The 18,994-nt window shown below is 64.9% G+C and carries 15 protein-coding genes, 1 other RNA gene and 2 pseudogenes; 9 read left to right on the top strand and 9 right to left on the bottom strand.

Going from position 1 to position 18,994, the window contains the following annotated elements; genetic code table 11:
• Window positions 1-36 precede the first annotated feature (36 nt).
• Together CO675_RS42015 and CO675_RS25175 are read left to right on the top strand one after the other, a co-directional pair.
• Window positions 37-177: pseudogene (locus CO675_RS42015) on the top strand (zinc-ribbon domain-containing protein); the annotation flags it as partial.
• A 45-nt stretch (window positions 178-222) separates the two neighbouring features.
• Window positions 223-3,174, top strand: coding sequence for an ATP-binding protein (locus tag CO675_RS25175; RefSeq protein ID WP_158231300.1), 2,952 nt, complete (start codon window positions 223-225; stop codon window positions 3,172-3,174).
• On the opposite strand, the gene CO675_RS25170 is transcribed toward CO675_RS25175, so the two are convergent.
• Together CO675_RS25170 and CO675_RS25165 are read right to left on the bottom strand one after the other, a co-directional pair.
• Window positions 3,089-3,766 carry a methyltransferase domain-containing protein gene (locus CO675_RS25170; RefSeq protein WP_097674533.1) on the bottom strand — a complete coding sequence of 226 codons (678 nt, stop codon included), beginning with the start codon at window positions 3,764-3,766 and terminating at the stop codon, window positions 3,089-3,091. The two genes, CO675_RS25175 and CO675_RS25170, sit on opposite strands and share 86 nt — an antisense overlap.
• Before the next feature lie 15 nt (window positions 3,767-3,781).
• Window positions 3,782-4,258, bottom strand: a complete 477-nt coding sequence (locus CO675_RS25165) for a hypothetical protein (protein ID WP_097674532.1) — start codon at window positions 4,256-4,258, stop codon at window positions 3,782-3,784.
• Between the two features lie 217 nt (window positions 4,259-4,475).
• Between CO675_RS25165 and CO675_RS25160 the strand changes: the two genes are divergently transcribed.
• Complete coding sequence (locus CO675_RS25160; protein WP_097674640.1) at window positions 4,476-5,768, top strand: MFS transporter; 1,293 nt, start codon at window positions 4,476-4,478, stop codon at window positions 5,766-5,768.
• Window positions 5,769-5,772: 4 nt separating this feature from the next.
• Here the strand turns inward: CO675_RS25160 and CO675_RS25155 are convergent, their stop codons facing one another.
• Complete coding sequence (locus CO675_RS25155) at window positions 5,773-6,384, bottom strand: TetR/AcrR family transcriptional regulator (protein ID WP_097674531.1); 612 nt, start codon at window positions 6,382-6,384, stop codon at window positions 5,773-5,775.
• A gap of 186 nt (window positions 6,385-6,570) precedes the next feature.
• Between CO675_RS25155 and CO675_RS25150 the strand changes: the two genes are divergently transcribed.
• Both CO675_RS25150 and CO675_RS25145 read left to right on the top strand, forming a co-directional pair.
• A complete protein-coding gene (locus CO675_RS25150) occupies window positions 6,571-7,803 on the top strand; it encodes a cytochrome P450 (RefSeq protein ID WP_097674530.1) in 1,233 nt (410 codons plus the stop codon).
• Window positions 7,804-8,009: 206 nt separating this feature from the next.
• Window positions 8,010-11,753: an AsmA family protein gene (locus tag CO675_RS25145; RefSeq protein ID WP_097674529.1), complete on the top strand. Its 3,744-nt coding sequence runs from the start codon at window positions 8,010-8,012 to the stop codon at window positions 11,751-11,753.
• A 57-nt stretch (window positions 11,754-11,810) separates the two neighbouring features.
• Here the strand turns inward: CO675_RS25145 and CO675_RS25140 are convergent, their stop codons facing one another.
• The 6 genes from CO675_RS25140 to ssrA form a co-directional block, all read right to left on the bottom strand.
• On the bottom strand, window positions 11,811-12,164 hold the full coding sequence (locus CO675_RS25140; RefSeq protein ID WP_097674528.1) for a VOC family protein: 354 nt from the start codon (window positions 12,162-12,164) through the stop codon (window positions 11,811-11,813).
• Between the two features lie 55 nt (window positions 12,165-12,219).
• Complete coding sequence (locus CO675_RS25135; protein ID WP_021077181.1) at window positions 12,220-12,495, bottom strand: ribbon-helix-helix domain-containing protein; 276 nt, start codon at window positions 12,493-12,495, stop codon at window positions 12,220-12,222.
• Window positions 12,492-12,680: a DUF4169 family protein gene (locus CO675_RS25130; protein WP_097674527.1), complete on the bottom strand. Its 189-nt coding sequence runs from the start codon at window positions 12,678-12,680 to the stop codon at window positions 12,492-12,494. Before CO675_RS25130 ends, CO675_RS25135 begins: the two co-directional genes overlap by 4 nt.
• Window positions 12,681-12,955: 275 nt before the next feature.
• Window positions 12,956-14,371 carry a class II fumarate hydratase gene (gene fumC / locus CO675_RS25125; protein WP_097674526.1) on the bottom strand — a complete coding sequence of 472 codons (1,416 nt, stop codon included), beginning with the start codon at window positions 14,369-14,371 and terminating at the stop codon, window positions 12,956-12,958.
• Window positions 14,372-14,547: 176 nt separating this feature from the next.
• Window positions 14,548-15,069, bottom strand: a complete 522-nt coding sequence (locus tag CO675_RS25120; protein WP_097674525.1) for an SspB family protein — start codon at window positions 15,067-15,069, stop codon at window positions 14,548-14,550.
• 145 nt (window positions 15,070-15,214) lie between these two features.
• Window positions 15,215-15,581: a transfer-messenger RNA gene (gene ssrA / locus CO675_RS25115) on the bottom strand.
• A gap of 77 nt (window positions 15,582-15,658) precedes the next feature.
• Between ssrA and CO675_RS25110 the strand changes: the two genes are divergently transcribed.
• The 4 genes and pseudogenes from CO675_RS25110 (at window position 15,659) to CO675_RS25095 (ending at window position 18,916) form a co-directional block, all read left to right on the top strand.
• A complete protein-coding gene (locus CO675_RS25110) occupies window positions 15,659-16,270 on the top strand; it encodes a chromate transporter (RefSeq protein WP_097674524.1) in 612 nt (203 codons plus the stop codon).
• On the top strand, window positions 16,267-16,800 hold the full coding sequence (locus CO675_RS25105) for a chromate transporter (protein WP_092115859.1): 534 nt from the start codon (window positions 16,267-16,269) through the stop codon (window positions 16,798-16,800). The genes CO675_RS25110 and CO675_RS25105 overlap by 4 nt, the downstream gene beginning before the upstream one ends.
• 144 nt (window positions 16,801-16,944) lie before the next feature.
• Window positions 16,945-17,394 (top strand): annotated as a pseudogene (locus tag CO675_RS25100) (tripartite tricarboxylate transporter TctB family protein); the annotation flags it as partial.
• Between the two features lie 7 nt (window positions 17,395-17,401).
• Window positions 17,402-18,916 (top strand): tripartite tricarboxylate transporter permease, encoded by a 1,515-nt coding sequence (locus CO675_RS25095; RefSeq protein WP_097674522.1) that lies wholly within the window; start codon window positions 17,402-17,404, stop codon window positions 18,914-18,916.
• Window positions 18,917-18,994: the final 78 nt, after the last annotated feature.

The raw sequence follows: 18,994 nt of genomic DNA, 5'->3' as shown, positions 1-18,994 counted from the left end.
TCCGCAAGCGGACAGTGTATCGGGAAGGTGGTGTTCATGCTGTGCCCGGCCTGTCAATCCGAGACCTTGGCAGAGGACGGTGTCTGCCGGTCGTGCGGGCTGAGCTTCTCTTCCGTCTGTCCGAATTGCCAGCACCCGAATCTCGAGACCGCACGCTTTTGCGGCGCGTGCGGCGAACGTCTTGACCAGGCCCAGCCGGTTGGCGAGCGCAAGGTCGTCACCGTGATGTTCGCCGATATCGTCGGCTCAACCGAACTGATCGGCGACAACGACCCCGAGCTTGCGTTGGCCCGTCTGCCGCCCGCGCTGGAGCGGATGGGCTATGCGGTCCAGCAATATCACGGCACGATCATGCGCAACATGGGCGATGGGCTGATGGTGATCTTCGGCATCCCCCACGCCCAGGAGGATCATGCATTGCGCGCCTGCCAGGCCGCGCTCGCCATGGTCCAGTCGTCGCGCGACAATGGCATCGTGCTGCGGGTCGGGATCCACTCCGGCGAGATCGTCGCCGGTGTCCCGGACAAGTTCACGAAAGAGCAGGGCGTCTACGGTGCTGCCGTGCACCTTGCAAGTCGCCTCGAACACATGGCGCAACCGGGCGACATCTGCGTCACGGAGTCGACGTTCAAGCTCGTGCAGGCGTCCTGCGATGGGCGCGCACTGGGCCACCAGGACGTCAAGGGGTTTCCGCGGCCGGTCGCTGTCTACCGGCTGGTCGGAATGAAGCCGGCGCGCGCGCCGTTCCGCGATGCCGTCGTCGGCGCCTATCGCGGCCGCGACGCCGAGCTGGCCGTCCTGCACGACGCCTTCGCCGGGGCCGAACGGGGCGAGGGCAAGGCGATCGGCATCTCGGCGCCACCCGGCCTTGGCAAGAGCCGCCTGTGCTTCGAATTTGCCCGGACCGTCAAGGAGCGTCTGGTGCCGGTGCAGGAGGCGCGGGCATCGCCCTACGATCATTCCGGTCCTTTGCAGCCGTTGCTGGAATTCTTCCGCAACTTCTTCCGGATCGCTTCCACCGACGATGCGGAGACGGCACGCGCCAAGATCGCGGCACGGATCGAGCCTACGGTCCCGCATCTGATTGACGACGTCGCGTTGCTCGCCGATTTCCTCGGCATTCGTGACGCGCAGGCGCCGGCGCCTGCGATGGACCCGAAGGTGAGGCACGCGCGGCTCGTCAATCTGGTCGCAAGTCTCGTGCGCGACGGCACGCGGACGCCCTCGGTGATCATCATCGAGGACATCCACTGGCTGGACGAGGCGAGCATCGAGTTCGTCTCGGCGTTGGTGAATATCGCGCATATCAGCCGTGCCCTGATCATCCTGACCTATCGGCCGACCTATCAGGCGCCCTGGACTGCCGGCTCCGGGTTTCAGGAGCTGCGGCTCGATGAACTGCGCGACGAGGACCTGTCCGCCCTGACGCGCGACCTGGTCGGTGATCACCCGTCGACTGCCCCGCTTCGCGACCGCATCGTCGAGCGGAGTGGCGGCAATCCGTTCTTTGCCGAGGAGCTCATCCGTTCGCTGGTCGACAGCGGCGAACTCGATGGCCGGCCGGGCCACTACGAGGCATTCGGGCAAATGCCGACCGAGACCTTGCCGGCGACGGTTCAAACCGTGATCGGCGCGCGCATCGACCGGCTCGCGCCGGCAGACAAGGAGGTCCTGCAGGTTGGCGCGACGATCGGCCGGGAGTTTCCGCTGCCGGTGCTCGCCGAGGTCACGCGGGCCCATGCGCCCAATCTCTCCGACATCCTTGGGCGCTTGCTGGAAGTTGAACTGATCGAGAATTTGCCCGGAGAGACCGAACAGGAACGCTTCGCCTTCCGCCATCCGCTGATCCAGGAGGTTGCCTATGCCATGCTCCTGCGCACCCGCCGCGTCGAGCTGCATGCCGCAGTGGCAAGGGCGCTCGAACGCTTCCACCACAACCAGCTGAGCGAATATGCCGGCCCGATCGCTTATCATTTCGAGGCGGCCAAGGAGTTTGGGCCGGCGGCCGCCTACAGCGCGCGCGCCGCGGCCTGGATCGGGACCACAAATTCGCGCCTGGCGATGAAGGCGTGGCTGAAGGTCAGGTTGCTGGCACAATCGCTTCCCCGTTCGGCCGAGACCGACCGGCTGCGCATGCACGCGTCGGGGCAGATCGTGAACCACGGCTGGCGCGAGGGCATGAGCGCGGAGGAGGCTGCGCCGTTCCACGCCGAGGCGCTGGACATGGCACGGCAATTGAAGGACTCCGTTTCGGAAGTTCTGATCCTCGCCGGCTATGGCCGCGTCATGGCCTGCACCGGCTCGGCGGACGAATACGTCGGGCAAGTGCTGCACGCGATCGAGGTTTGCGAGGATCCGAGCATCGGGACCATCCTGCAGGTGTTTCTGTGTCAGGCCTATGGCTATGCCGGCAAGCTTCGCGAAGCGCTCACGGCAGGCGAGACCGCGCTCAGGCAGGTTGCGAGCATCGAGCGGTCCCACGAAGCCCAGCTCGGCTTCAATGTGGAACGATGGGTTGCGGGCCTGCACGCGCGACTGCTGGTGCGGACGGGCAGTTTCGATCTTGCGCGGGAGAACATCGCCAAACTGGTCGCCAGCGAGAGCGGTCACCCCGATCCGGCGGTCCTGTTCATTCCGCATCACGCCGGAGTCGAACTGGCCTGGCTCACGCAGGACGAAAGGCTCGCCGATCTTCACAGCCTGCGTATCGACGAGATCGCCAGGAGAAACAATACCCCCTATGTTGCGGTGTATGCGAGCGTCTGCCGCGGACTGGCGCTGTCGCTGGCGGGCGACCACGTTGCGGCGATCCAAAAGCTTGAATCGGCGATCCGGCTGGCGCGAGAGGCTTTCACCGGCCTCGAATATGAAAGCGACATGCTGGCATTCCTTGCCGAAATTCACCTGAGGAGCAACAGCCTGGCCGCGGCCTTCGGCGTCGCCGAACAGGGGATCGCGCTCGCGAGGGAGCGGCGGGGGCGGCTCGCCGAATGCCGCTCGACGCTGGTGCTGGCGCAAGTGGTGAACGCGGATGGGTTGCGCTATCCGCGATATCAGCTGAGTGAACTGCTTGCGCGCGCCCGGCATCTCATCGAGGAGACCGGCGCGCGGCCTTACGAGAGCCTGTTCCCGATCGCGCAGTCGCCGGCGGCGTCTTGCGGACAAGAAGCGTGAATTCGCGAAGTCCGTAGCCAGTGATCAATTCGACGCGGCCGAACCGCTCGCAAAGCGGTGTCCAGCGCTCCGGCGCGGTGCGATACAGACCGGCCTCGGCCGGGGCTTCGTCGCGAGGCAACATGAAATTGACGGCGAAACCGATCCGGCTGCTGGCCTCGAGGTCGGTGAGGATCGCCTCGATATAAGCTTCCCATTCCGCGACGGGATGACCGAGCCGGACGTTCAAGGTCCCGCTCGCGAGCGAGTAGTCGGCGAGTGCGCCGCACTGCGAACCCTCGGCGAACACGGCCCGCTTGTTGGCGGCCCAGCGGGCACGGGCAGCCGCGATCATGGCCGGTGAGATGTCGATGCCGCGATAGGTTACGGCGGCATCGCCGTGGCGCATCGCCAGGAACTCGAGCAGCGCGCCATAGCCGCAGCCGAAATCGTTCAGGCTGAAAGGTTTCCCGAAACGACAAAGCTTCAGCAACTGCACGAAGCGCAGGTATTGCGAGAGCACGTTCGGCCAATCGACCCCGAGCGGGGTCGGGCCGTGGCGTTGCAGCGTTCCCGAATAGTATTCGCGAACCTTGGTCTGCAGTGCGCGCATCGCGCCGGCGTCGCGCTACTTCTTGCGCTTGCCGGCCTTGGGACGGTTCGCGCGGATCGTCGGGACGGAGATCGTGAGAAACCCCTTGCTGGAGAAGCTCAGAACGCGATCGCCGCTTGTGATCTGCACGATTCCCTTCGGGTGCTCACCGGGATGCCAGGTGAAGAATACCGGCATCGCCCTGCCGCTTTCGAGATTGCCCTGCAGCGAGGCGACGATCTGATCGTGCCCGTTCTTCCGTGAGGCCTTGCCGTCGATCGATGCGCCCGTCCGCTTCAGCAGCTTCAGGTACTTGAAAAATCCGTGACGATCGGCTTCGCCGACCGGCGCAATGTTGAGAAGCCCAAAGGACATCTGCAGCGTGTGCTGCGGCGAGAATACTTTGAACTCCTTTTGAAACTGGACCATCTCGTCCAGCGCTTCGCCAATGAACCGGGAATTCAACTGCTCCTGAACGTGCGGGACGTACCCGTCGGCAACCAAACCGCCCATAGTATTCCTCCTGAGTATTGCCTGCTGAAAAGAGGATGATAACGCGCTTCGTGGTCTCCGGCCAGACGCGAAGTGATCATCTGCTGATCCTACAATCATCGGTAGGTACAATTGTCTATGAATTGCTTCACAGATTTGACCGTGCATTATGCAAGAGAACGTATTTCCCTTCTTGCTGGTCGCACCCGTCAGGTTGCGCCCTTACGACGGTCATGTCATGCGACTTCCCTTCTTCTACGGCTGGATCATCGTCGCGGTAACCTTCGTCACCATGGCGATCGGCGTCAACGCGCGGACGGCCTTCTCGCTGTTCTATCCGCCGATCATCTCCGAATTCGGCTGGGAGCGCGGCGTCACCGCGGGCGCATTCTCGTTCGGCTTCGTCGCCTCCGCGATCGCGAGCCCGCTGATCGGCCGGCTGATGGACCGTCGCGGTCCGCGCGCGGTGATGGAGCTCGGCGTGCTCTTGATGGGCTCCGGCCTGCTGCTCGCGCCGCTGACCACGCAGCCCTGGCATCTCTATCTCACCATCGGCGTGCTGGTTGGTTCCGGCAGCGTCTGCCTCGGCTATTCCGGCCAGTCCCTGTTCGTGCCGAACTGGTTCATCCGCAGCCGCGGCCTCGCAATCGGGCTTGCCTTCGCCGGCGTCGGCATCGGCTCGGTGACATTGCTGCCATGGGTGCAGCACATGATCGAGCAGACCGGCTGGCGCACCGCCTGCACCGCGATGGGGATCCTGGTGCTGGTCGTGCTGGCGCCGATCAACCTGTTGCTGCACAAGAAGCCGGAGGACATCGGGCTGCAGCCGGACGGCGATGCGGCGCCGACGGCGACGTCGGCGAGGCCCGCATCGAACATCGTCGATCCGGTGTGGGCCGGCATCGACTGGACGCTGTCGCGCGCGCTGCGCACCGCACGGTTCTGGTGGATCGCGACCGGCTATTTCTGCGGCCTGTATATCTGGTACGCGGTGCAGGTGCACCAGACCAAATTCCTGCTCGACATCGGCTTCAGCTCCAATGTCGGCGTCTGGGCGCTCGGCGTCGTCAGCCTGCTCGGCATTCCCGGCCAGATCTGGCTCGGGCATCTCTCCGATCGCATCGGACGCGAATGGGTGTGGGCGATTTCCTGCTTCGGCTTCGTGATCTGCTTTGCCGCGCTCGCCGCCTTGAAATACTGGCCGAGCATGACGCTGATCTACCTCATGGTCTTCACCCAGGGCGCGCTCGGCTACGGCCTGACCTCCGTGATGGGACCGGTGGTGCTGGAGATCTTCCAGGGCAAGCAATACGGCAGCATCTTCGGCACCGTGATGCTGGCCGCGCTCGCCGGCGGAGCCGCGGGTCCGTGGATCACGGGCCAGCTCTACGATCTCTCGGGCAGCTATACGAGCGCGTTCCTGCTCGGCATTGCCGTCAGCCTGCTGTCGGCGTTCGCGATCTGGCAGGCTTCGCCGCGCAAGGTCCGTGCCGTCGCCGGCCAGATGCACAAGGTCGCCAGCGCAGCCTGACGCGTCATGCGGATGAAACGCCGATCGCCCGCTGCAGGTCGGTGATCGCGCGCAGGCAACTGTCGGCGGGTGTGGTCTCCGGATCGATCAGGCGGTGCAGGCGGAAACCATCTTCCAGCGCCAGCACGATGGCGCCGGTCCAGTCCGGATTGAGCCTGGCGTTCCTGCCGCTGTTCTTCTGCGCGGTCTCGACGATGTCGGCGATCAGCTTGCGCCGCGCGCGCAGGCGCTTGGCGAGCTCGGGCCGGCGCTTCTCGGCGCGCGCCACGAACAGGATCATCTCCATGTGCAGGAGAGGGGAGCGGCCGAGCGGATCCTGCCGGCTGCGGTCCACGGTGCGCAGCGCCTCCAGGAAGTCGGCGAGGTCCTTGTGCTTGGCGAGCAAATCGAGATTGCGCCGGATCGATTGCTCGACGTGATCCTCGAGCATCGCGAAGATCAGCTCGTCCTTGCTCTTGAAGTTCGAATAGAAGGCGCCGCGGGTGAAACCCGCCGCGGCCGCAATCGTCTCGATGCTGGCGCCGCCGATGCCCTGTTCCTCGAACACCCGCGCCGCCGCCTCGAACAGCTTCTCGCAGGTGTCGTCCCGTGTCGGTCTGGTTCGAACCCTTGACATCAGCGCAGTTTAAGGCACAATGCAACTCGATACAATAGTGTATCGAGTTGCGGTTGACAAAACCGGAGCTGCTGAAACCAGAGTTGCCCAAACCAGAATAGCCGTGCCCGTGTTGGTGCGGTCTTGAGGATGACACCAAGGTGCGCCAGAGTGCAGGCACCGGCGTAACGCACGAACGAGGTCACCATGAACGAGCAAGTTCAGCCGGCCAGCGGCGAGCCGCTTTTCAACCCACTGGCGCCCGAATTCATTCGCAATCCCTATCCGTATTATGAGCGGCTGCGCCGCCTCGATCCGATGCATCTCAATGCGCATGGGGCCTTCGTCGCCAGCCGTCATGCCGAGGCCAGCCTTGTGCTGCGCGACAAGCGGTTCGGAAAGGACTATGTCGAACGCTCGATCCGCCGCTACGGTCCCAAGATCATGGACGAGCCGGTCATGCGCAGCATGGGCCACTGGATGCTGCAGCAGGATCCGCCCGACCACACCCGCCTGCGCGGTCTCGTCGTCAAGGCGTTCACCGCGCGCCGGGTCGAGGACATGCGGCCGCGCATCCAGCGCGTCGTCGACGAAACGCTCGACCGCATCATTCCGCAAGGCAAGATGGACCTGATCGAGGACTTCGCCTTCCGCCTGCCGGTCACGATCATCTGCGACATGCTCGGCATCCCCGAGGAGCATCGCGAGGCCTTCTACAACGGCTCGCGCGACGGCGGACGCCTGCTCGAGCCGGTGCCGATGTCGGCGGAGGAGATCAAGCAGGGCAACGCCGCCAACGCGATGGCCGCGATGTATTTCCACCAGCTGTTCGAGTTGCGCCGCAAGCAGCCCGGCGACGACCTCACCACCCAGCTGGTACAGGCCGAGGAGGACGGCCAGAAGCTCACCAATGAGGAGCTGACCGCCAACATCATCCTGCTGTTCGGCGCCGGCCACGAGACGACCGTGAACCTGATCGGCAACGGCCTGCTCGCGCTGTTCCGCAACCCGGACCAGCTCGCGCTGCTGAAGGCCAATCCCGGCCTGATCACCAATGCGATCGAAGAGTTCCTGCGCTACGATTCCTCGGTGCAGCTGACCGGCCGCGTCGCGCTGGAGGATATCGAGGATCTCGGCGGCAAACGCATCCCGAAGGGGGAGAGCGTGCTGTGCCTGCTGGGCTCGGCCAACCACGACGAGGCTGTCTATCCCGACCATCCCGAGAAGCTCGACATCCGGCGGCCGAACGTGAAGCCGCTATCGTTCGGCGGCGGCATCCATTTCTGCCTCGGCGCCCAGCTGGCGCGGATCGAGGCCGAGGTCGCGATCTCGACGCTGCTGCGCCGGATCCCCGACCTGCGGCTCGATGACGCGGAAAATCCGGAATGGCGGCCGACCTTCGTGCTGCGCGGGCTGAAGCGGCTTCCTGCGAGCTGGTGACATCCCCGATGTGGTGACATCCGGGACGTGCGGCAGGGCATTGACCCTGCCGCAGCGGCCGGCGTGCACGCACGCTTGAGCGGAAAACCGTCATCCACCTGAGGTCGCAGCGGTAATGCCGCTGTGACTTCGCCATACTTGTCTCTATATTTGGGTTGCTCCGGCCGAGCGTTCAGCACCGCGGAGCGGGCTCAAAGGGAGACACCGTGCAGACGACGCTGCTCGGCCTGGCAATTGCCTTCATTCTTGCACTGGTCGCTGCGCTGGTCGGTCCGTATTTCGTTGACTGGAACCAGTTCAGGCCGCAGTTCGAGGCGGAGGCGTCCAAGATCATCGGCACGCCGGTTCGTGTCGCCGGCAATCTCGACGCGCGCCTGCTGCCTGCACCCTCGCTGCGGTTGAAAACCGTCACCGTCGGCGGCGCCAACGACCTCGGCAAGATCCGGGCCGCCAATCTCGACGTCGAGTTCAGCCTGAGCTCGCTGATGCGCGGTGAGTGGCGCGCGAACGAACTCACCGTCAATGGCATGTCGCTGGATCTCGGGCTCGATCCGAAGGGGCGGATCGATTGGTCGCCGTCGAGCGGGAGCTTCAACCTGGCCTCGCTGGCGATCGATCGCCTCAATCTGACCGGCCGCATCGCGCTGCACGATGCGGCGAGCCGCAGCACGCTCGAGCTGAACGACATTGCCTTCAGCGGCGATGTCCGCTCGCTTGCCGGCGCGGTCCGCGGTGACGGCAATTTCATGTTCGACGGCAACCGCTACCCGTTTCGGATCTCGTCGGGGCAAAGCGCCGACGGCAGCGGCACCCGCCTGCACTTCAACATCGATCCCGGGCAGCGGCCGGTGTCGGCCGATCTCGACGGCATCCTGACCTTCGAGGCCCGCGCGCCGCGGTTCGAGGGGAGCCTGACGCTGGCGGGCACACCTGGCCAGCGCGGCGGCAGCGACATGCCGCCCTGGCGGATCGCGGCCAGGATCAAATCGGACTATTCGGCGGCACGTCTCGACCAGGTCGAGGTGAGCTATGGCGCCGAGGACCGCGCGCTGAAGCTCGCAGGAAATGGCGATCTCAGGTTCGGTGCGTCGCCGCTGCTACACGCCGCGCTTTCGGCGCGACAGCTCGATGGCGACAAGTTCGCCGCCAAAGATGGCGCCAAGGATAGCGCCAAGGACAGCGCCAAGGACAGCAACAACAATGTCGAGCCGGTGCGCGTGCTGCCGGCGATGCGCGCGGTGTTGTCGGGTCTTCCGCAAGGCCCGATCCCGGCGCAGGTGGAGCTCACCTCCGAGCAGATCATGCTCGGCGGCCGCCCATTGCAGGACATCTCGGCAGAGCTGCAATCGGATGCGAAGTCGTGGACCGTGCGCAGGCTGGAGTTTCGCGCACCGGGATCGACGCGGGTTTCGATGAGCGGCGCGAGCGCGCAGCCCGGCGCCTCCAGCAGCTTCAAGACCGCGCTCAATATCGAATCGTCCGATCCCGATACGCTGATGAGCTGGCTGCAGGGGCGGAGCGATATCGCCTACCGCAGCCAGAAGCCGCTGCGGTTGCGTGGCGATGTCACGGTGTCGCCATCAGGTTTTTCGATCGACGCGATGAAGGCGGAGATCGAGGGCGGCGCGGTCGAGGGCCGCGTTGCGGTCGCGCATCGCGAGGCGACCAGCGGCTCCAAGGTCGAGGCGCAGTTGAAGGCGGAGCGGCTCGATCTCGATGCGACGGTGGCCTTCATCCGCTCGCTGGCCGGCCCGCAAGCCGAATGGCCGGACGAGGCGCAACTGTCGCTCGATGTCGGTCGCGCGATCTCTTCGGGGCAGGAATTGCGGCCGCTGCTCGCGAAGATCGCCTACAGCCCGAAGACCATCGTGCTCGAGCGCGTCAAGATCGGTCAGCCCGACAATGTCACGCTCGACGGCAGCGGCAATTTCGATCGCACCAATGCGACCGGCAAGCTTGCGGTCGATGCGACCGCCGCGTCGCTCGGCCGGCTGACCGCCGTGGTGCAGCCATTCGCGCCGGCGCTTGCCGCGCGGCTCGGCGTGCTGCGCGCGGATGCCGGTCCGGTCCGTGCCAGGCTTGCGCTCGACCTCGGCAAGGGCAAGGCCGCCGATCGCGTCAGCGCGCGCGCGACGGTCGATCTCGACACGCCGCAGCTCAAGGGCAATACCGTGATCTCGGCGACGCCGCCGGTGGCTGCGATCCGTGCGCTGGATGTCGACGCACTTCGCAGCAGCGACGTGACGGCGGAAGCGAAATTCTCCGCCAGCGAGGGCCATGCACTGCTGGCGCTGCTTGGACTTGACCGCGCGGTCGCAGCCGGTGCGGGCCCGACGCAATTCGAGGGTACCGCGAGCGGCGCGTGGCACGCGCCGTTGCGGCTGAAGGCGCGGCTCTGGGGCGCCGGGCTCGATGCGGATGCGGAAGGGACCGCGGAGCCGTGGTCCAAGGATGGGGCCGGCGAGAGCAAATCGAGCGTCAGCCTCCGTGTCCGCAGCGCCGACATCAGTCCGCTGCTCAATCTGAAATCATCCGATCCGGCGGCAAACATCCGCCTGTCGTCGCGGGTCACGCTTGCGGGTGACAGGCTGACCTTCGACGATCTCGACAGCATCGTCGCCGGTTCGCGGCTGCGCGGCCGGCTGGCGCTGACGCTTGCCGATCAGAAGAGCATCGACGGCGAAGTCGGCCTCGATCAGATCACGCTGGGGCCGATCTTCGCGGCGGCAATCGGCGCGGCTGGTCACGATGCGATCGAGCCGCTCGGCCAGGGGCTGACGAGTGCCTGGCGCGGCAAGGTCACGTTCGAAGCGCTGCACGGTCTATTGCCGGGCGGCGCCGAGCTGCAGCCGGTCAGCGGCACCATCAGGTCGGACGGGCAGTCGCTGACCTTCGACGGTGTCAAGGGCAAGATCGGCGGCGGTGAGGCGACCGCGTCCATCGATGCGCGGCAGGGCGTCAACGGACTCGCCTTAAATGCAAATGTGCAGGTCTCGGGTGTCGACGGCTCGGCCTTGCGCTATCGCAGTCTTGCGATGCCTAAGGCACGCACTTCGATGCAGATGACGTTGTTGACGCAGGGCCGCAGCGCCTCGGCGCTGATCGGTGCGCTGTCCGGCAGCGGCGCCGTGACGCTGGAGGGGTTGAATCTTCCGGGGCTCGATCCGCGCGCGTTCGACGTTGCGATCCGCGCCAGCGATTCCGGGCAGGCGACCGACGACACGCGGCTGAGGCAGATCGTCGAGCCGGCGCTCGCCGCCGGCGGGCTGTCGGTCGGTTCGGCGCAAATCCCCTTCAACATCCGTGACGGCCGCGTCCGGTTCGGCACCACCACGCTCGCGGCGAGCGGTGCCAACGTCATCGTGTCCGGCGGCTACGACATTCCGGCCGACCAGGCCGACATCCGCGCCGCGCTGGCGTCGACGCAGGTCGGCACCGCCAACAGCCGCCCGGAAATCCAGCTGCTTGCGGTGGGCACACCCGACGGATTGTCGCGCAGCATCGACATTGCGGCGTTGTCGTCGTGGCTGGCGGTGCGTGCGATCGACCGGGAGACCAAGCGCCTCGACGCGATCGAGCGCGGCGAACCGGTGCCGCCGGCGACCCCCGCAGCCCTTCCGCCGCCCGCCGCGCCGGCGCCGGACGCGTCCGTTCCAAATTCGGCAGGAGTGCCTTCGGCGAACTTGCCGGCGCCCGGTCCTGACCCGCGCCGCGTGCCGGCGAAGCCGAAGATCGTTGCGCCGCGGCCGCCGGCTGTCCCGCCGGTCGCCACCGCGCCCGCCATTGCAGTGCCTGCGCCGGTTGCGAGCCCGCCGCAGCTGGCGCCGCTGCCGCCGCCCATCGAGGTCAAGCCGGTGCCCGGCGCGGCCAGGTCGAGGCCGTTGCGGCCGCCGCTCTCGCTGACGCCGCAGGTTGCCAATCCGCCGCCGCGGCCGGCGATGCAGAACTAGAAGCGAAATGGGTGCACGGTTCGCGTGACGAAAACGCGTCGGAACAAGATCCAGGGCTTACGAGCGGTGCTGGAGAATATTGATCAACCGGCCGAAGGGATCGCGGACGAAGAAGCGCCGCACGTCCCATGGCTCCTCGGCCGGTCCGTATTCGATCACGATGCCGGCGGCCCTCATACGATGCAGCGCTTCGTCGAGGTCGTCGACCTCGATCGAGAGATCGGGCACCGGCGTACCGGAGCCGCCTTCGGAAGCGAAGCTGATTTGAACCTGCATCGTTTCGGATGAACCGTAAGTCGCAACCCAACCGAAATCCATCAGCGGCGCGAGGCCGAGGATGTCGCGATAGAACGCCTTCGCTGCCGCGACATCTGATGCGGCAACGTTCGCGACGATGCGATTGACCTTCATGCTGAAGTCCGCGCGGCGGAACGACCGCCTGCCGAAGCGACGGTCGGCAAGGCAATCAGGCTTGCTGGCGCGTGTCGACCTGTTGCGGCCTGACATCCGTCGGCACGGCCGGGGTGGCGCGCGAGCGGAAATAGTCGAGCACGAAAAGCCGGATCGCCGAGGACAGATTGCCCTGCTGACGGTTGCTATCGATCTCGCCGACCAGTTCCGACAGCGTCATGTTCCGCAGACCGGAAATCTCCTTCATGCCGTTCCAGAAGGCTTCTTCGAGGCTGACGCTGGTCTTGTGACCAGCGACGACGATCGAACGCTTGACGACAGGAGACTTCATGATGCGTCACCACTTTCGATGCGGTGCTGATCGAGCACGCGCTCACTGCGCTCGCCGAGAAATTCGTCACGCGCCCGTTCGGATTTGGTGCGACCGAATAGCGCACGATTGGCTTCGGCCTGCTTTGCTGCTTGTTCGCGCTCACCGCGCTTCTTGAATCGTTTCAGGTTGACCACGTCGCCCATGCTCGTCGTCCTTATCGTCCCCAGAGCGGAATTGGTGATGCATCGTGACGAAAGCAAGAGCGATCGCGCTAAGCGCCCGGCTCGATATCCATCCCGAATCCCCATTTGATGCTTCTGATAGCATCAAAGAATCCGTTTCGCTCTGCGAAAACTAGACGTCTGTACCATGCGCCAGCGCAGAGCTGATAGGCAAACAGCCTTAGCCTTTAGGCGTTATGATCCATAATTATATCACGCGCGCTGACCGTAATTATCCGGACATTGCGCGCTTCACTTCAGCCGGGGTGTGTCATTTTGTCCGGCTGCACGAGGCGATCAAATTCGTCGGCAGTTACGAATCCGAGCCGCAAAGCCTCTTCCTTCAACGTCGTTCCATGCGCGTGCGCCGACTTCGCGACCTTGGCTGCGTTGTCGTAACCGATCTTCGGCGCGAGTGCCGTCACCAGCATCAGCGAGCGCTGCATCAGCTCGTTGATGCGCTTTTCGTCGGCGCGTATTCCGACAACGCAATGCTCAGCAAATGAGCGGACAACGTCAGACAGCAACTGAATGGAATTTATCATACAATATGCCAACACGGGCTTGTACACGTTGAGCTCGAAATGGCCCTGGCTGCCCGCGACGGTGATCGTGGTCTGATTGCCGAACACCTGGCAGCAGACCATGGTCATGGCCTCGCACTGGGTCGGATTGACCTTGCCCGGCATGATCGATGAGCCCGGCTCGTTCTCGGGCAGAATCAACTCGCCGAGGCCCGAGCGCGGGCCCGAGCCGAGGAAGCGGATATCGTTGGCGATCTTGAACAGGCCGGTCGCCACCGAATTGATCGCGCCATGCACCAGCACATAGGCGTCGTTGGAAGCCAGCGCCTCGAACTTGTTTGCCGCGCTGGTGAACGGCAGCTTGGTGATCTCCGCGACATGCCTGGCGAAAGCGTTGGCGAACTCCGGTTTCGAGTTGAGGCCGGTGCCAACAGCGGTGCCGCCCTGCGCCAGCGGAAACAGCTCCTTCACCGCGGTGCGTAGCCGCGCGATGCCGCTCTCGACCTGCGCGGCGTAGCCGGAGAATTCCTGGCCGAGCGTCAGCGGTGTCGCGTCCTGGGTATGCGTGCGGCCGATCTTCACGATCTTGGCAAACGCGTCCTGCTTCTGGTGCAACGCCTGATGCAGCTCGGCGAGGGCAGGGATCAGGTCGGCGATGATGCGGCCCGCCGCTGCGATATGCATCGCGGTCGGGAACGAGTCGTTCGACGACTGACTCATGTTGACGTGGTCGTTCGGATGGATCGGCTGCTTGGCGCCGAGCTCGCCGCCGAGCATCTGGTTGGCGCGGTTGGCGATCACCTCGTTCACGTTCATGTTGGTTTGCGTGCCCGAGCCGGTCTGCCAGACGACCAGCGGAAAATGATCGTCGAGCTTGCCCTCGATCACTTCCCTGGCGGCGCCGATGATGGCGTCGGCGCGGCGTGCATCGAGCTGGCCGAGTTCGCGATTGGTTTCGGCTGCGGCGAGCTTGACGATGGCGAGTGCATGAATGATCGCGATCGGCATGCGGTCGTGGCCGATCTTGAAATTCTGCCGCGAGCGCTCGGTCTGCGCGCCCCAGTAGCGATCGGCGGCAACGTCGATCGGACCGAAGCTGTCGGTCTCGCTGCGGGTGGCGGCGCTGGATGGTGTCGTCGATTGAGCCATGCATGCTCTCCGTTGCGTGGTCAGAACGTGGTCCGGCGGGGCGCCAGCTTTCCGGCGCGGCCACACGACAGCGTCCGCGCGGAGGCACGTTCATGCAGAAGATAGTCCGGGATGACGATCTGTCATCCCGGCCCTCGCAAGCATCCTACAAGGTCGAGGATCGATCTGCGTTTAGATTATTTCTTGCGGAAGCGGTCCAGCCGCACGACCTCGGCGCCCTCGCTGGGCTTCGCCGGCTCCTGCTCGGTCTCGGCCGTCTCGGTCTCGACTGCCGGCCGGGCGGCCGGTGCGGGAAGGGGGGAGGACGGTGCCGTCGCGGGCGGGGCTTCCTCGGACAACGCGTCCGAGACGTCGAACCGCAGATCGAACGGAGCGGACGGATCGAGGAAGCGGGTCACCGCGGCGAACGGCACGTTCAGCCGCTCGGGAATCCCGCCGAACGACAGGCCGACCTCGAACCGGTCTTCGGTCACCACCAGATCCCAGAACTGGTGTTGCAGGATGATGGTCATCTCCTCCGGATACTGCGCGAGCAGCCGCGGCGACAGCTTCACGCCATCGCCGTGCGAGAGGAAGGTGATGTAGAAATGGTGCTCACCCGGCAGGCCATGTTCGGCGGCGTCGGACAACACCCGCCGCAGCACCCCGCGCAGCGCGTCGCGCGCCAGCACGTCATATCGGATGTGATCGGTCGCCATGGTGATCCTGTCGCTTCGAAAATGGCCGGGGTGGCGCCGCCGGACCGTCCGACTCGCCCTTTTGGCCATATGCTACCCCGCCGGGACCCGGAAATCAGCAGGGCCGGCAGCGGAAAATAAGGGCGGACGCCCGATCGGAAATTAAAGTGGAGGCTTCTGTTGCCAGGTGCCTCCGAACCCCGCCTAACGGAGCTTAACCCGTTAGGACTTTAAGATGGTCTTTCAAACTGCGTTACGCAGCCTGAGCAACCGGAGCAAAGTTGTCGTTGGCAACTATTGCATTAGCCCGATAACGGCGGAACCATACCGAGAAAAAACACGCCCTTTACGCCCTCGTCGATCCTATTTCGCCCCCGCCAAAAGCCACCGAAGCAAGGGGCTCGGGATGGGTTTTGGTGGAGGCGCCGGGTACCGCCCCCGGGTCCGAATGGTTTATTGCGACGGCCATTTATTTCCATAGCCGGCGAACCGGCACCCCCAATATAGGCGGCACGAACGAAGAAAAATAGAGCCGATTCAGGCTTGTTCAGGTGTGAAAACACGCCGATTTGGGTTGGCCCGCGTCCTGACGCCGTTCTAGATTTTGCCCATGCCCCCGGAATCCCCGCCGGTTGCCGCCCCGGCGCCGGATGCCTCCGCACCGCCCGCGCCCCTCCAGCCCGGCCTGCTCGAGCTGTTCCTGGCCTTTGCCAAGATGTCGCTGGCCGGCTTTGGCGGGGTCCTGGTCTGGGCCCGACGGTCGATCGTCGAGCAGCACCGCTGGATGACGGCCGAGGAGTTCAACGAGACCTTCGCGCTGTGCCATTTCCTGCCAGGTCCGAACATCGTCAACCTGTCGGTCGTGTTCGGCTCGCGCTTTCGCGGCATAGCCGGCGGCCTTGCGGCCTTTGCCGGACTGGTGGGGCCTCCAATGGTGATCGCGACAATCCTTGCCGCGCTCTACGCCCGCTACGGCGATATCGACGTCCTGCGCCGGACGCTCGCCGGCGTCGCCTGTGCCGCGGTCGGGCTGCTGTTCGCGGTCGTCCTCAAAATGATGATGCCGCTGTTGAAGCGGCGTGATGTCACAGGCCTCGTCATTCTGGCGACGGTTTTCGTCGCGATCGGTCTGATCCGATGGCCGCTCCAGATCGTGCTGCTGGTGGCGATCCCGCTCAGCATTGCGACGACGGTCCTTGCGCGACGCATGGTGAAGGCATGAGCTCGGAGTCCAGCCCGATCGCAGCACTGGTCTGGACCTTCGGCCTGATGTCGCTGTTTGCGGTCGGCGGGGCCAATTCGGCGATCCCCGAAATGCACCGCGCTGCCGTCGACGTGCATCACTGGCTGACCGACAAGCAGTTCGCCGACGTGTTCGCGATCTCGCAACTCTCGCCGGGACCGAACGTGCTGATCGTGACACTGATAGGATATTCTGTCGCAGGCGTCGCCGGGGCGTTGGCCGCGACGGTTGCGATGTGCGGACCGACCGCGTTGCTTGCCTATTATGTGAGCCGTTTTCTCGATCGCTCGCGAGACGCGCGTTGGCCGGCGATCATTCAGGCCGCATTGGTTCCGCTGTCGATCGGCCTGATGGCTGCCTCCGGCCTGATCGTGGCGCAGACATCAGACCAAAGTTGGATCGCGGTCCTGATCACCATTGTCGCAGCCGCGCTTGCTTTTGCGACACGGATCAATCCCTTATGGATGCTGCTTGCCGGAGGTCTCTTGGGTTTTGCTGGCGTTGTCTGACGAAAATCGCTAGCAAGGCTTTCGGTCAACGCACCACAAGCCAAGCCATTCAATCACAACGGGCGGGACAGCCCTGACGGGGGAAGCGAAGTCATGAGCGATACGCCAAGCGAGGCGCCGGTCAAATCGATCTTGCCGAAATGGGTGCGCGGTCCGCAGGACTTTGTCGGCGGGCTTGTCATGATGGCGGTTGCGCTGTTTGCGTTGTGGGCTTCGAGCGATCTGCAGGGCATGCATGGATTCTCGTTTGGTGCCGGCACCGCACCGCGCATGTTCGCCGTGCTGCTGCTGCTGCTCGGCGGCGCTGTCGCGCTGATGGGGCTCCTGAACGACGGCCCGCATATCGCGGCCTATTCATGGCGCGGGCCGCTGTTCGTATCGGCAGCGATCGTGTTCTTTGCGGTGTCGATCCGGCCGCTTGGGCTCGTCGTCACGGCATTTGCCAGCTTCATGATTGCGGCACTCGGCTCGGAGGAGACGAAGTGGCTGGAAACGACCATCGTAGGTGCCTGTCTGACGCTGGGCTGCGCATTGCTGTTTCCTTACGTGCTGGGACTTCCGATGCCGATGTTCCCTCGTTTCCTGGTTCAGTGAGGGCGCAATGGAACTGTTCGCCAATCTAGCCCACGGTTTTGCCGTTGCGCTTTCGCCGATTAATCTTCTGATGTGCCTGATCGGCGCACTGGTCGGGACGCTGGTTGGCGTGCTGCCGGGCATCGGCACCATCGCCACCGTCGCCATGCTGCTGCCGATCACCTTCGGCCTACCGCCGGTCGGCGCGTTGATCATGCTCGCCGGCATCTATTACGGCGCCCAGTATGGTGGCTCGACCACCTCGATCCTGGTCAATATTCCGGGCGAGGCGACCTCCGTGGTCACCGCGCTCGACGGTCACCAGATGGCACGACAGGGCCGCGCCGGCCCGGCGCTCGCGATCGCCGCGATCGGCTCGTTCTTTGCCGGCTGCGTCGCAACCGTCCTGATCGCCGTGCTCGGCGCGCCGCTGACCAAGCTCGCGCTGGCGTTCGGCCCGGCCGAATATTTCTCGCTGATGGTGCTCGGCCTGATCTTCGCGGTGGTGCTCGCCAAGGGCTCGGTGCTGAAGGCGATCGCAATGATCGTGTTCGGCCTGTTGCTGTCGATGGTCGGCTCCGACATCGAGACCGGCGCCTCGCGCATGGCCTTCAACATCCCCGAGCTTGCCGACGGTCTCGGCTTTGCCACCGTGGCGATGGGTGTGTTCGGCTTCGCGGAGATCATCCGCAATCTCGACGCCGGTGCCGAGATGAGCCGCGATCTGGTGCAGCAGAAGATCACCGGCCTGATGCCGACCAGGAAGGACCTGACGGATTCCGCGCCGGCAATCGTGCGCGGCACCATCCTGGGCTCGATCCTTGGCATCCTGCCGGGCGGCGGCGCCGTGATCGCGTCGTTTGCCGCGTATACGTTGGAGAAGAAGATTGCCAAGGATCCGTCGCGGTTCGGCCGCGGCGCGATCGAGGGCGTCGCATCGCCGGAAAGCGCCAACAACGCCGCGGCGCAGACCTCGTTCATCCCACTGCTCACGCTCGGCATCCCGCCGAATGCGGTGATGGCGCTGATGGTCGGCGCGATGACCATTCATGGCATCGTGCCGGGTCCGCAGGTGATGGTGAAGCAACCCGACCTGGTCTGGGGCATGATCGCCTCGATGTGGATCGGCAATCTGATGCTGATCATCATCAACCTGCCGCTGGTCGGCATATGGGTCCGTCTGCTGCGCGTGCCGTACCGGCTGATGTTCCCCTCGATCGTGATCTTCTGCGCGATCGGCATCTACTCGGTAAACAACGCGCCGGTCGACGTCGTGCTCGCAGGCGCGTTCGGTCTGATCGGCTACTGGTTGATCAAGCACGATTTCGAGCCGGCGCCGCTCCTGCTCGGCATGGTGCTCGGCCCGCTGATGGAAGAGAACCTGCGCCGTGCACTGCTGATCTCGCGCGGCGACTGGAGCGTGTTCCTGTCGCGGCCGCTGTCGGCAGTGCTGCTGGCGATCGCGGCGGGTCTGCTGGTGCTCGCCGTGCTGCCGACCTTGCGTGCGAAGCGCGACGAAGTGTTCGTGGAGTCCGAGGGCTAGAGCGCGGCCCGGAAAAGCGTGAAGCGGTTTTCCCTCGCGACAAACGCGGAACGTGTTTGCGCGGAGAGCATGCTCAAA

This window comes from Bradyrhizobium sp. C9 (assembly GCF_002532045.1).
In the GTDB taxonomy this organism is placed as follows: domain Bacteria; phylum Pseudomonadota; class Alphaproteobacteria; order Rhizobiales; family Xanthobacteraceae; genus Bradyrhizobium.
This window is presented reverse-complemented; position numbering and strand designations above follow the sequence as displayed.